The following is a 13,882-nucleotide window of genomic DNA, read 5'->3' on the forward strand; positions in this document are numbered from 1 at the left end:
CGCAATATACTCGCTGTGGATGGGAATCAGATCGAGCTCCCTGTGTTCCAAAGACTAGTGTATAGCAGCCTTACCCACCAATCTGAGACATCCGTCTCGCTGTTGGTGTATGGCTTTGCATTTTTTGTTCCAGTGCCATAGCCATCTCATGGTTCTTCGGTTTGGTGCCGAGTGCTTTGAGGAAAAGAGCAGCCATCGCCGCAGGATCATCGACAAAGCGTCGCACGTTATACTCATCTGACCAATACAAGCAGGCTTTGATATGTCCATCTGCGGTCAAACGCAGACGATTACAGTTATCACAGAAGTGGTCACTTACCGGATGAATCAATCCGAATGTACCTTGTGATCCTGAAATTTTCATGTTTCGTGAGGGTCCGTTCCCGGCAGGGCCTTCGGTTTGATCCACAGTCCATCCGGCCTCTGCACATACATCGGTGACAGCTTCGAGTGGCAAATAGGACTTGCGCCAAGAGTCAGAAGCATGCCCAATCGGCATGTATTCAATGAACCGAACATGAAGTGGCTGGTCAAGGGTCAGCGCGATGAAGTCCTTGATTTCATCATCATTAATGCCTTTCATCAGTACCACATTCAGCTTAATCGGTTCGAGCCCAACGTTGGTCGCTGCCTCAATGCCTTTCAGCACCTTGTTGACATCACCGCCACGGGTAATCATGGAGAAGCGATCCGCACGCAAGGAATCCAGACTGATATTAATTCGGTTCAGTCCAGCATCCTTCAGCGCCTGAGCCTGCTTGTCCAACAGCAATGCATTCGTAGTTAAAGCAATATCTTCAATTCCGTCAATGGCGGAGATCATCGCGACGAGCTTGTGCAGGTCTTTGCGTACTAATGGTTCACCGCCGGTTAAGCGCACTTTGCGCATTCCCATAGGAGCCAGCACTCGAAGCACCTGAGCAATTTCTTCATAGCTCATTATTTCATCATGGGGGGCGAATTCCATTCCCTCGGCTGGCATGCAGTATACACAACGCAAATTACAGCGGTCCGTAACAGAAATACGGATATAGTCATGTATTCTGCCAAATGAGTCCTGGAGCATTTCCATGCAGACCACCCTTTCACCTCTCAGATTGGAAAAAGCTCTTTCCTATATAAGTTCAACAACCAATATTTACATTGAGGCTCCAGAACAGAACAACCTTCCAATCGCTGTTATCCCCAGATTTTTTTGATTCTCTTTTCCCAAAGGGTCAAATCCGGGGATAAAGGCGAACGCTTCGCTTCTTCAGGTTATTTCTGTTCTCTCCGCTACTGTAAATATCGTTGATCTTATATACAAGAGCATGTTACAACATGCTAACCAAAATAAATGCGACAAATTCAAAAAGAACAGTTGCATCAAATTTTAGCTATTTCTCCAATCCGCGTCAATGATGACGTCGGATGATAGCATTCGTTTTGCGGCGTTAAAAGGGGCTTAAATCTATTGCGTGGAACTTGTTTCCGGATGCTTCTTAAACCATTCATTGGCTTCGCGAAGCACCTGTTCTCCACCAGCTTCCATGAATTCCTTCACAAAGGTATCGAAACTCTCCACAGGCTGATCACCAGTGATGATGGAAATGTATGCTTTGTCTCTCATACTGACCAAGTCAGATGAATATTGAATTAGGGCAGGAGTAGCCACCTCCAGGTGATTGTAGATACCGCCCTCTGACAGTCCTACAGACGCAGCCCACTGTTCACGTTCGCCGATCGAGCCACCAGGAACCGTCATACCGATACTGGAGCCGATCGTATTGATATAGTTCTCCATTCGGTTATACGGAGGGAGAAGGTGGAACGTATTTGCGGATTTACCATCCCAGTCCCAGTGCTTACCTTGAACACCATGCTCCATTCTGATCTGCTCATGCGGATCAGGATTGGCACTGACGTAGTCTAGAATTTCCAGAATTTTTTCAAGTTTACCTGGCTCCTTTACCGCCTCAGCTCCAATTGCAATAAAGTTCATGAGCAGGTTGTTGCCCTTTGAGCCACTAAGTCCATCCGGGCCAACGACAGGGGAACCAAATACCACCTTGGCGTCTGCATTCTTTTGTTGAAGTTCATAGACATTGAACGAAGCTGCCATCGGGGTTTCTTCGCCTTTTTCGTTCAGGATATTGTAATCGCCCTCCTGAGTCCAGTGATAATAGTTACCCATGGAGGTCATTCCAATTTTACCGTTAATAAAAGCATGGGATAGATGCTTGTAACCGCCTTTATTTTCGCCGGTGATAAACTCTGGGTCGATAATGCCGTCCCTGTACCATTTTTGCAGATAAGTTAAGGCTTGCTTCATCTCAGGCTCCAGGGCACCGATGACAAGTTGATCATTTTTCAGATTAAAATATAGCTGCTCGGTAAAAACAGTCTGCCCAAAAGCGCCAAACACCACATTCATACCTTCCTTGGACAAACCATACGTATCCTGTTTACCATTTCCGTCAGGATCACCTTTGGCGAAGGCATACAGAACCGTTTCTAACTCATCCAATGTTGTGGGCGTGTCTAGTCCGAGCCGCTCCAGCCAGTCTGCTCGATAAACGATCGGGGTTCGGTAAATATTGGTCTCATTGATAACGGGAATACCGTATAAGCTGTTATCTATTTTACCGTACTCGAAGTACCGGGGATCATAATCCCGGATACGCTTCACAATATTAGGTGCATGTTGCTCAAGCACTTCTTGGGGGATTTCCGCTAATACCCCTTGTGTCTGATATTTAAGCAAATCATGGGGCTGCCTGATTCGGAACAGGTCCGGTATATTCCCTTGAGCAAGCTCTAAGTCGAGCAGATCCTCGTAACGCTTGTTCTCCAGGTTCCACACATCCAGATTCACATTAAATAACTTCTCAAGGTATACAATCATCTCTGCATCCTCAGGAACCGGGGTATTCTGATGCATAGTCCAAGAGATGTTATATTCAGGGGCTGCATCCTTCTCAGCGCTTGCGAGATGGGTCTGCTGCTGCACTTGTGCACTTTCTCTTCCTGATACCGTACAGCCACTCAAGAGTACGATAAGCATAAGTGTTGTCATAGATAGACAGAGAACTCTTGAAAGGTTGAGGTTCATAGTAGCTCCTTCACAATTTTTTTTAAATTTCAGCTATAGGTTAGTTCGTCAGGCTGCGCATGAAATTTTTCGGGGTGCAACCGTGAATTTCTTTGAACTTCTTAATGAAATAAGCAGGAGTGCGGTAACCGACTGTGCTCGCCACTTGCTCGATGGTAAATTCCCGCATTGCAATGAGTTCACGTGCACGTTCCATCCTCTGATTGGTGACATATTCCGAATATACAATGCCAGTCTCTTCTTTGAAGATTTTACTGAGATATTTGGGGCTGATGAACACTTGCTCAGAGACATGATCTAGCGTGAGATCACCTGAGATATTGTCACGAATATAAGCTTTGACCGCAGAGATGGTATCGGGGCTCCGAACCTCGCTTCGTTTCTCTACATGTGTAATAAATTCGGTGATTAGATGAACCATCCACTCCGAATAGGTGTTGATATTGTAGAGTGAGGCAAATTGCTTGTACAAACTATTGGCGTTTGCATCAGCAGGCTGCCAGCGTACCTGATTCATGCAGTTCGAATAAATTGATACCGCTTTCAATAAAAAAATCCTACTGTACTCGGCTGAATACAATCCTCCCTTAATGGTCGATACCAATTCGTGGATGGCGTCAGCCGCACCGTGCACGTCACGGAGCTGTAATTTCTTTTCAAAGTTCACAAGGTATGAATCTGGAATTTCCAAACTGCTACTCTCCCTGTCCAGAAGTTCAAGATCTTGAATTGCAGACTGCTCGGGGAAGAAATAGCTATATTGAATCAGTGCATTAGCCTGATGATAGCTCGTACAAATCTGGGTATAGTGATCCACCCAGCCACCCAGTGATAGCGCAAATTTTAGGCCGAATCGGTCTCTTGCCTCGGAATGAATGAATTCAACAATATGATCCGAGAGAGGCTCTTCAGGTTGGTTGGTACAGATAATGACCACCATTTTGTGATCCTGCAATTCCTCAGCGAGCAGCCTTGTTCCTTCAATCTCGGCTGTTTCTAGCTGCTGAATCATGGTGTATAACGTATGCTGCAACTGTCGTGGCTGCATTTCTTTCCACTTCTCACTGACGGGATCAATAACGATACAACTGAAGCGAGAGTAGGCCGTCGAAACTTGAATAGATTGCAGTTGCTCCGTGAGCTCCTCTGGTGTAAATCGATCATGGATCATGTTCAGCATAATGCTGTGCTTAATCATGTTGTGATTGGCCTGTAACGTTTCTTCCAAACTATCCACTTTGCTAGACAGGCTGTTAATAGCGGTGTCGATCAAGCGATACTCATTCTGCCGCAAGCTGGTTGGACTATCCACCCGTCCCTTAATGTTATTCAAAATTCGCTTGACCGGACTATAGTTGGCTACTGTAAATAGGGAAGACATCGCAATCCCAACAGCGACAGCGAGCAAGCCAAGCAGAAGCGAAACTTCCTTCAAGCTATCCAGTTTGTAATAGAAGCTTTTATTAGGCGTAGTCGTGTATATCCTCCAGCCATTCCCTTTGAATTGATCCTGTGAAATGACATATGAATCATGGTCAAAGATATGCGTAAAGCTCTCATCCGCAGAAGAAGTGGACAGCAGGGACTGTAACAAATTCTCTTTTGTAGTGGTGCCTAACAAGGTTTTGTCGGCGGCCGAAATAACGGTTCCTTGCTGATCCACGATAAATGTACTCGCATAGTCGGCAGGAATCATATTTTTGATGATCTGACTGATCGTAGATTCTTTGATATCAATCGCAATCATGACCTTACTGTTCTGTCCAGACGATTGAAACGGATAACTGCGGACATAGGTAATTAAAGGCGTTTTATTGTTCTCTATGGATTGTTCAATATAAGCATCCTGAGGAACCATGCGAGCCTGCGTCCACAAAGAGCTCTCTTCCGTTGCTCTCATCGTGGCAGCCCAATCAGCAATCTGATCCACCCGTTCGGGCGCATCCTTATAGAGCATCAGCCCATGTGCAGACGAGATCATGAATTGGTTCTTTGTATCGTATATATGAATGGATTCAATTAGATCGGAATAATTTTGCACCTGATTTTTGAGTAACTGTTCGATATCCAGTATCTTGCCATGGTTTCCTTTTAAGCTATCTATATCAATACTAACAGGGCTACCCAGCGCTAAAGACAGATAGACCTGATTCACCTTCTGAATGACGGAGCTTTCCATATAATTGACCGTGTTTTTGAGCAGCAATTGTTTGTTGTTACGTATCTCTTTGCTGTATTGATGGGAGAAAAAGAGGTATAGGATCGAGCCAAAAAGAAGCGCAATGACAAGGACGACAGCGATATAGGAAAAGACCATCCTAGATCTTACAGATTGAAACAGCTCGCGCATCCATGTTCCTCCTTCACAATTGGTTTCTACATAACTCAATCATTATATAATAGCCGCCGGACGAGAGATCATGTTGATCGAAATTTAACAAACTCACCTCAGAAAATTTACCTACAATTTAAAAAGATTTTACAAACAACTACAGTATAGATGACGTTTGTAGGATTCTCTCTATTTTTTTGAAAAAAAAGCTCCAAAACGTACGAATTTGATATAAAACGGAATTTGTTCTATAGATGCCAGGCGCCCCCAAATGCTAATGTTACGGCATATCAGACATCTAGATGGAACACTTCTCATCATTTGCTGGTGCGGTAGTAAAAATAATTACGATAATGGGAGCGTGTATTGCAGGCCATGAGAAAACCACTAAAAAAATCACTCGCATTACTTCTAATGTTGTCTATGGTAAGTCCGACGTTTGCGGATCGGGGTTATGCAGCTGACCAGAAACTTCAGTTCTCTGACATTAAAGGACACTGGGCAGAAGCGAACATTCAAGCTTGGGGTGATGAAGGATTAATTCGAGGTTACCTGGATCATTCATTCAAACCGAATGCGTACATTACTAGAGCGGAATTTATGAATCTGGTGAACAAGGCTTTTGGATACACAGGACAAGCTACCATTAACTATAATGATGTTTCTAACCAGGCATGGTATTACGAAGCGGTTTCTATCGCAAATGCTGCTGGATATATAGATGGTTATACGGATGGTACGATGAAGCCGCAAGATCCAATTACACGTCAAGAAGCGGCGAAAATTATTACAGGAATTCTGAATCTAGAGCTAGATGAGGAGTCTGCTAATACGTTTAGCGATTCATCTGCTATTGCAGACTGGAGCAAAGGAGCTGTAGGTGGAGCGGCAGCAGCCAAAATTATTGCTGGATATGAGGACGGAAGCTTCAAACCACTTCGTTCCATCACGCGTGCAGAAGCCGTAAGTGCGCTTGTGAATGCGCTGGACATCGATTCGAACACAGCGATTAAACCAGCTAAGCCTAAGGGTACAGTGAACGTGTTGAATGTAGCTCCTCCTGCGGATGAAGCTCGTTTATCTGCAGTTGAGGATGGTGCCAATGCCGATGATGGTACACTCAAAAACGTTGTGGCAACCAATCCATTTATCGATATCTTGGACGGATTCGATCAAGTATGGTCTATCAACCAACCGGAGTGGAGAGATGGAACAGCAGCGACGAAACCTGGTGCGGGTGATAAAGTAGCGAAGTATGGTGATGGACCGACTCCTTACTATGACGGCTTCAAAAATGATCCAACCGTACCTGTTGCAGATCAGAAAACATTTGCAAATGTAGAGATTCGCAACGAAGCAACGTGGGTTGCCAATATCAAATACGTAGAAGATGTGACGCAAAATCGTACGGACGAAGAGGCTTTAGCGGCCTATTACGATGACCAACGCGATAAAATCTACAGTATGATGGAAGGCTTTGGCCCGCTGGCTAACACGTATGTGGACATCATTAAGCCGGTGACAAGTATTGAACGAAGCGTGGATGAGATGAATGTTGATCTGAAAGAAGAAACGGTGGAGGATGAGAGCCAAGGCCTTGGAAGTGATTGGTCCAAAACAGAGCTTGCTGACATGGCCGCTCTAGTGGATCTGGTTCGTTTCAAAACACCTGCTTCATCCAATCCGGCGAAATACTTCTTCTCTTCCCCAAGACCGTGGAGAATGAATTCGAACGGAGAAGTGAAAGAGGTCGTAGATAACAAGGGATTGCCTGTATGGGAAACACTGGGCGAAGGTGAATCCAAAGAAGAGCCGCTGCCATCTGGAGGAACGAAAGCTTCAGGAGAGAAGCATGTTCAGCAGTATGAGAGCAATGTGAAGCTCATTCCTGCATTAAGTTATGTGAGAAGAATCGCTGAGGATGGACAAGGAAAAGACGGAGGATATCCAAGTGGACATACAAGTGCGTCCTACTTGTCCGTACTTCCATTTGCTTACGCTACGCCTGAACGATTCTCTGAGTTGTTGACGAGAGCAGCACAGATGGGTGAGAACCGTGTCATCACGGGCATGCACTCCCCACTTGATGTAATTGGTGCTCGAATCCAAGCTACAGCGATGACGGCATATGCGTTCAATAAAAAAGAGAATCAAGAAGTGCTGGATAAGGCTTATGAGAATGCAGGAGAAGTATTTGGTGCATTAGCTAAAGAAAAAAATATGAGCCTGTATGAATATGCGCACACCGTAACAGAGGATTACAACTTTAAGAGTGCATATGACGAGAATAAATGGGAAGATCATGACGCGAATAAAGCCTTCTACAGAGAGAAGCTGACGTATGGTCTGCCACAAACAGGAACAAAAGGTCTAGCGCCTGTTGTGCCGCTCGGAGCAGAAGCGTTGCTGGAAACTCGCCAACCTTATTTAACGGATGAGCAACGTAGAGAAGTATTGTATACAACATCCATTGATTCGGGTTACCCTGTACTAGACGAGTCCAAAGGCTGGGGTAGATTGGATCTGGTGACAGCATCGGATGGTTATGGTGCCTTCTTAAGCAATGTCACTGTAAATATGGACGCTTCCAAAGGACGTTTCAATGCAGAGGACTGGTGGAGAAATAATATCTCTGGCATGGGTATGTTAACCAAGAAGGGCACAGGAACACTTACATTGACGGGGAAAAACAGTTATACAGGTGGAACCTTGGTGCAGGCCGGAACACTGAAGGCTGAATCCACAACGGCATTTGGTACAGGTGATCTGTATTTGGAAAATGGTGCGATTGTCGTCGATACGGATGGGGCACTCAACCTGAACAGAAACTTTACTGTGGACAATGGAACGCTCGACATTGTTGTGAAGAACAATCTGAATGCGATTAATGTCGGCAAGAAGCTGTATCTGGATGGAGGAACGCTCAATCTCGATCTGTCTAACTACAAAATTGAGGGCTCCAAAGACATTACCCTGATTAGTGCAAATGCAATTCAAGGTCAGTTCGATCGTGTGACTGCTGACGGGTACGATGTGACTGTTTCATACCAAGATAATCGTGTCGTTGCGCATGTTGTTGCTAAATAAAATCTGATCTAAGTAACGCATTATGTATACAAAAAAAGCATCTGCCATTGCCTTCATTGTTGTTAGGTAAGATTCACAACAACGAAGGAGGTGCAGATGCTTTTTCCTATGTGCTCGTATGTATACTCGTCAACTTTCAGAGATACCCGTATTCGTCTGGGGGTGAGTTAATTGGAACTGTCCCACCACCTGTTGCAGAAATAAAGTAATGACTTCGACATCACGTGAAGAATGTTGTACCTGTAACATATCGTGCAGAAGCTCCCGCATCTCTGTCTCAACCTCAGCAGAAGTAGAGCGATTTTGATGGCTGATCGCTGCGATGTTCTCCATCAGCATAACGACCTCATCAACCACTTGTGTTCGCTCAGCATCTTCCGCGGTGGCACTTTGCAATAACTGTGAGGCTGCCTGCACGAGAGTCGTTCCTTCCGTAAGAACCTGATCGCCTTCTCGGATGGATTGGGATGCTGTGTTAGCTGCTGTAGATATTTTACTCAGAATGTGATGAATATCTTCTGTTGAGGAACGGGACAACTCAGCGAGTTTGCGTATCTCCCCAGCGACAATAGCGAAGCCCCGTCCATGCTCTCCAACATGAGCGGCTTCAATAGAAGCGTTCAATGCCAGCAGATTGGTCTGAGCCGAGATCTCATTAATGACAGCCAGTGCACGGTAGATATCCTGCATCGTATCTATAAAAGACAAGATCGTGCGATTGGTATCGGATACCGCTCCTGAGATCTGAACCATTTTGTCCCCGATCCGTTCTACTTCTTGCTGGGCAACTTGAATCTGTGCTGTCGCACTGGCTTCAAGCTGGTGCAGGGTATGACGCATATGATCTGCGGCGATCTTAGCTTGATCCAGATCCTCAAGCTGTGTTCGTATGCCTTGAATCATGAAGCTTAGCTTGCGATTGACACGTTCTGTCGTGCCTTGTGTCGTTTCTGTTGATGTTCGCATCTGAATTTGATTGTCCATTACATCCACGGTAGCTAGTTGAACTTTGAGCATGATGGCTTCAAGTGAATCGATCATGTTATTGATCCATTTTGCTAATTCGCCAGTTTCATCCTGAGCAAAAGTGGAGGTATCCAGGCGTTGAGTCAGATCACCTTTGCCCTCGGCATTGATTCGAATAAACCGACTAATACGTCGCATGTCCTCATGCACACGACGATACTGCCTACGCTGCAATTGGCTTGCTGCGAAGAAACCGCATATGAGATTGAAAGCGGCAATAGCCCCTGCACTCCATCCATTGCCGGAGAGAACGTAAACGAGAACAGCCCCGAGGATTGCCGACAACATAATCCACAGACTGTGCAGCTTGAACTGGCGCCAGCCAATGTTCCGAACTTGATACACTTCCTCCAAGTCCCCCTCACACATCATACCCCAGCGGTCTGGGCAGTGTGGAAGCTGAAACGTAATCCCTTTACCGATGACAGGGATATGACGATAATCGGAGTAGCCGGGAAAGGCTACGAACAAGTTAGAGCCATGTTGAATCGTATTCTCCACCCCGGGATGTAATTTTCCAGTGGAAGGATCGGTGAATAAGAGTTCAAGCTCGGTATGTTCCTTGACAGAGACAGTACCCCATTCGGTTGTGACGCCGTCTTTGAGATTTTCTCCGTGAGTGAAGGTTCGATCCTCGAACCGGCTACGGGATAGAGCTGTTCCGGGCAGTAAATGTGGTCTTATCGTTGATTCGGCCATGAAAATGTAGTTATCACCTGAATCCGGATAGATATGGCCTGACTCTCTTTGAATTAAATCGCCTAATACATCGTTCGGAATACGGCTGCATAGCGCTCCGACATAGCGTCCCTCGTGTACGATGGGGGCAACAAACATCAGTGTGACATCATCATGAAAAGAAGACGAACGCGCGCCAATCTCCAGGGTGAGTGGATCAGAGTAAGGTCCATAGAGGCACTTTCTGCCCTTGATATCTGCTCTGGCATACCGTATACCTGGTTCAAACCCTTCCTCAGTGTTGCTGTAGACCTTCCCGATATGCTTCGCATAAGTGGAGAATACAACCTCGTTTTGCTCATTCATCATAAAAATCTCTGTACAATCTTTTGCTCTTGCGTAACTTCCCTTGAACCACATGCTAAGTTTGCTTAGAGACTGTGAACCTTGTAATACATCTTGGGGCCAATGCGACTGAACTTGCTGCAGTAATCGATCCAGGTGATCCCATTGTTCATCTGCCCAGTCCATGAGAAGCTGACGTCGTGTTTCGGCGATCCCCTCAAAGATCTGTTCTACGTCTTCCTTGATATGTACGTTTAACCGATATGACCGCCACAGCGGCCAACCCTTTTTCCACCCGAGCCAGTCAAACACGCCAAACACCCCCGATTGTTAAATGTGAATGCTTCTCTCTCTTTCTCTCTATATAAGTCTTATACAAGAAAATCACTAAGAATACGAGGGCATATGCCGAATTTTCCGAATATTCATTCAAAAAATACAAATAATATACGGTTTATAAAAGAGAGATTTGAGCTGTATATGGCATGATGATCCTCTAACCATTGAAATTCATGATTGAGTTATATATTTGTTAGGTAACCTCTCCTCCATATTTGTCTCACTTTACACTCTGTAACATGAACAAGCCTATTCTAAAAACAGTCTGTATAATGTAATCCTCGCTCAATGTTATATAGTATTACCTAACCAGTTAAATCTGTAATGTTCGTGAACACGACTCGGTTCAACAACCTCCCATTCAACCTGAGTGCGATAAGAAGATCACTTCCGCGAAAAGGAGAATGCCTATGTCCTCCATAAACGTCCCTGTTCCAGATGTGTGCCACATTGAAGTGGATCATGTGTCCGTTGTTTTTGGAACTGGGACACAACAGGTAACGGCACTGTCTGATGTTTCGTTTCACATCGGTTCCAATGAATTTGTCTCTTTGCTAGGGCCGTCCGGCTGTGGCAAATCCACCTTATTGCGACTGGTTGCCGATCTGCTCCAGCCCACGTCCGGTTCTGTCCGCATTGCCGGGGATGAGCCAGAAAAAGCAAGGTTACAGCGACAGTTCGGTATCGTATTTCAGACCCCCGCGCTGTTCGACTGGCGCACGGTGCGTCACAATGTAGAATTACCGCTGGAGCTGCTCGGTACGAGTAAGAAGGAATGCAGGCGCATGAGTGCCGAACTGCTTGAGCTAGTTGGTCTTACCCGATTTGCTGACCATTATCCTTGGCAGCTTAGTGGGGGGATGCAGCAGCGGGTGTCGATCGCCAGAGCACTTGCGCTTGATCCACCACTGTTACTCATGGATGAACCATTCTCCGCCTTGGATGAATTCACCAAAGAAAAATTGCAATTAGAACTGCTTGATATTAAGCGTTCCACAGGCAAGACCTTCCTCTTTGTTACACACAGTATCCCTGAAGCTGTATTCCTATCAGACCGGATTATCGTTCTCTCTGCACATCCGGGTCAGGTACATTCCATACATCCCGTTGAATTACCCTTAGAGCGTAATCGTGAACTGAGGGAAACGGAAGCCTTCTATCAGATGATTACGACGATTCGCAATTGTTTCTATGAGGAGCGTGATCCGTCTGATACCTCCGCGCTCTTATAAACCTGGCTATCGTTCTTGGATTGCGATCTGGATCATTCTCCTGTTCCTATTATGGGAAGGCATCGCCTGGATACTCCATGCATCCATGACTCCCCAACAGGCATCATCTCGCCTACCTTATCTCCATGATGTAATTATGGCGCTATTCCGACATGCAGGCACGCTGGCTGAACAAGGAAGTGTGACGTTTGGTAATGCGGCAATTGGTTTTGCGGGAGGTACACTTCTGGGTCTAGCGCTAGCACTCCTGATGAGTATAGCCGCCTGGCTGGAGCGTACATTATCGCCCTATGTGATTTCCTCACAGATGGTTCCAGTCATTGGTCTTGCCCCGATTGTATACGGCATTATCCATAACGCTGAGTGGGCGCGGATCGTGATGGCCGCATACGTTACCTTTTTCCCGATTATCATTCACACGCTGAAAGGTTTGAAAAGCACTGCCCCGGAGCATCTGGAGCTCATGCGTTCCTGTGGAGCCTCGTTGTCAGCCCGGTATATTAAGTGTTTGTTGCCTTCTGCGCTGCCTGGTTTATTCTCTGGGATGAAAATCGCCGCTCCGCTAGCTGTAACTTCTTCTATTGTAGTGGAACTAATGGGTGCTCCCGATGGATTAGGCGTGCTTATGGTAAGTTCTCTGTACTATGGTAACGCCCAAGTTGGTATGTTCTGGGCAACGATCATGCTAAGTATGGGCATCGGATTGATCTCGTATATGGTCATCAGCCTTGCTGAACGTTGGTTAACACCATGGCAGCCTGAATTCAGAACCAAGAGAGGAGGGGCTGCATGAATGATCATGTATGGAAACATCGGAATAAGGAGGATCGAGTGACGGCGGTTGTATCTGGAGGAACATCCATGTCCAGCTCCGCCATGATCACACCAACTTCAGCTTCCCACTTACAGGAACAACAGGGACAAGCCGAAGAGAGGCGATGGACTCGTCGCTTGCGTGGACGATCCATGGGTGTACGTCTGCTCCCAGCACTTGCAGGACTTATATTTCTTTTTCTCTGGCAACTTAGGTTTTTCCACTTCTTGTTCTCCCTGGAAATCTATCAATTGCCAGTTCCCTCTTCCATTGCGATCTCAATTAAAGACAATGCAGAAATGCTCTTCCGTTATGCGATGTATAGCGGCACTGAAATGTTAGGTGGTTTCTTGTTAGGTTCTTCGCTAGGCGCACTCGCTGCTATAATCGCCTGTTTCTTTCCTACGAGTGGAAAGGCGGCAGTTGCCGTGATGTCTGCGCTGAACGCAATACCCATCGTTGCACTGGCACCGATTATGAACAACTGGTTTGGCGACGGAATCTGGTCACGCATTGCGGTGGTAGCGGTCATCACTATGGCCGCTATGGCTGTCAGTTTATTCAAAGGGCTGACGTCCATCCAGCCACAGTACCATGAATTGCTCGGGGGACTTGCAGCGAGCAAACTGCAAATTTTTATCAAACTGCGCTTACCTCATGCCCTGCCTGCACTATTCGCTGGATTGAAGATTAATATGTCGACCAGCATTATTGGAGCCATCGTAGGGGAGTTTTTCATTGCTTCACAGGGCCTGGGATACCTGCTCTCTGATCAGATTCGCCTGGCGAATATGCCGCTTGCCTGGTCTTGCATTGTTATCGCCGCTGTCCTTGGGATTGTGCTCTATGAGGCTGTGGTGCTGACAGAGAAACGCCTAATTCCTTGGAGCCGTGTTCGCACAGATCCCTGATTGGACATCGAGTAGAGTTCTGATTAC

General features: G+C 46.1%; 8 protein-coding genes. 4 read left to right on the top strand and 4 right to left on the bottom strand.

Annotated elements, in window-relative coordinates; all coding sequences use genetic code 11:
* Nucleotides 1-70: 70 nt before the first annotated feature.
* From moaA to J2T19_RS20080, 3 genes are all read right to left on the bottom strand, one after another.
* Nucleotides 71-1,072, bottom strand: coding sequence for a GTP 3',8-cyclase MoaA (gene moaA, locus J2T19_RS20070; RefSeq protein ID WP_307218861.1), 1,002 nt, complete (start codon nt 1,070-1,072; stop codon nt 71-73).
* 378 nt (nt 1,073-1,450) lie between these two features.
* The gene (locus tag J2T19_RS20075) at nt 1,451-3,055 is read right to left on the bottom strand and encodes an extracellular solute-binding protein (RefSeq protein ID WP_307218863.1); all 1,605 of its coding nucleotides are present in this window, start codon (nt 3,053-3,055) and stop codon (nt 1,451-1,453) included.
* 76 nt (nt 3,056-3,131) lie between these two features.
* On the bottom strand, nt 3,132-5,441 hold the full coding sequence (locus J2T19_RS20080; protein WP_307218865.1) for an AraC family transcriptional regulator: 2,310 nt from the start codon (nt 5,439-5,441) through the stop codon (nt 3,132-3,134).
* Between the two features lie 357 nt (nt 5,442-5,798).
* Here J2T19_RS20080 and J2T19_RS20085 point away from each other — a divergent pair, with 357 nt between their 5' ends.
* The gene (locus J2T19_RS20085) at nt 5,799-8,510 is read left to right on the top strand and encodes an S-layer homology domain-containing protein (protein ID WP_307218867.1); all 2,712 of its coding nucleotides are present in this window, start codon (nt 5,799-5,801) and stop codon (nt 8,508-8,510) included.
* A 129-nt stretch (nt 8,511-8,639) separates the two neighbouring features.
* On the opposite strand, the gene J2T19_RS20090 is transcribed toward J2T19_RS20085, so the two are convergent.
* Nucleotides 8,640-10,871 (bottom strand): methyl-accepting chemotaxis protein, encoded by a 2,232-nt coding sequence (locus tag J2T19_RS20090; RefSeq protein WP_307218869.1) that lies wholly within the window; start codon nt 10,869-10,871, stop codon nt 8,640-8,642.
* 437 nt (nt 10,872-11,308) lie between these two features.
* Between J2T19_RS20090 and J2T19_RS20095 the strand changes: the two genes are divergently transcribed.
* The 3 genes from J2T19_RS20095 to J2T19_RS20105 are packed head-to-tail and all read left to right on the top strand — an operon-like array spanning nt 11,309 to nt 13,855.
* Nucleotides 11,309-12,130: an ABC transporter ATP-binding protein gene (locus J2T19_RS20095; protein WP_307218871.1), complete on the top strand. Its 822-nt coding sequence runs from the start codon at nt 11,309-11,311 to the stop codon at nt 12,128-12,130.
* A complete protein-coding gene (locus tag J2T19_RS20100; RefSeq protein ID WP_307218873.1) occupies nt 12,099-12,923 on the top strand; it encodes an ABC transporter permease in 825 nt (274 codons plus the stop codon). The genes J2T19_RS20095 and J2T19_RS20100 overlap by 32 nt, the downstream gene beginning before the upstream one ends.
* Nucleotides 12,920-13,855 (top strand): ABC transporter permease, encoded by a 936-nt coding sequence (locus J2T19_RS20105; protein WP_307218875.1) that lies wholly within the window; start codon nt 12,920-12,922, stop codon nt 13,853-13,855. Before J2T19_RS20100 ends, J2T19_RS20105 begins: the two co-directional genes overlap by 4 nt.
* Nucleotides 13,856-13,882 lie beyond the last annotated feature (27 nt).

Source organism: Paenibacillus tundrae, from assembly GCF_030812775.1.
GTDB lineage: Bacteria > Bacillota > Bacilli > Paenibacillales > Paenibacillaceae > Paenibacillus > Paenibacillus tundrae_A.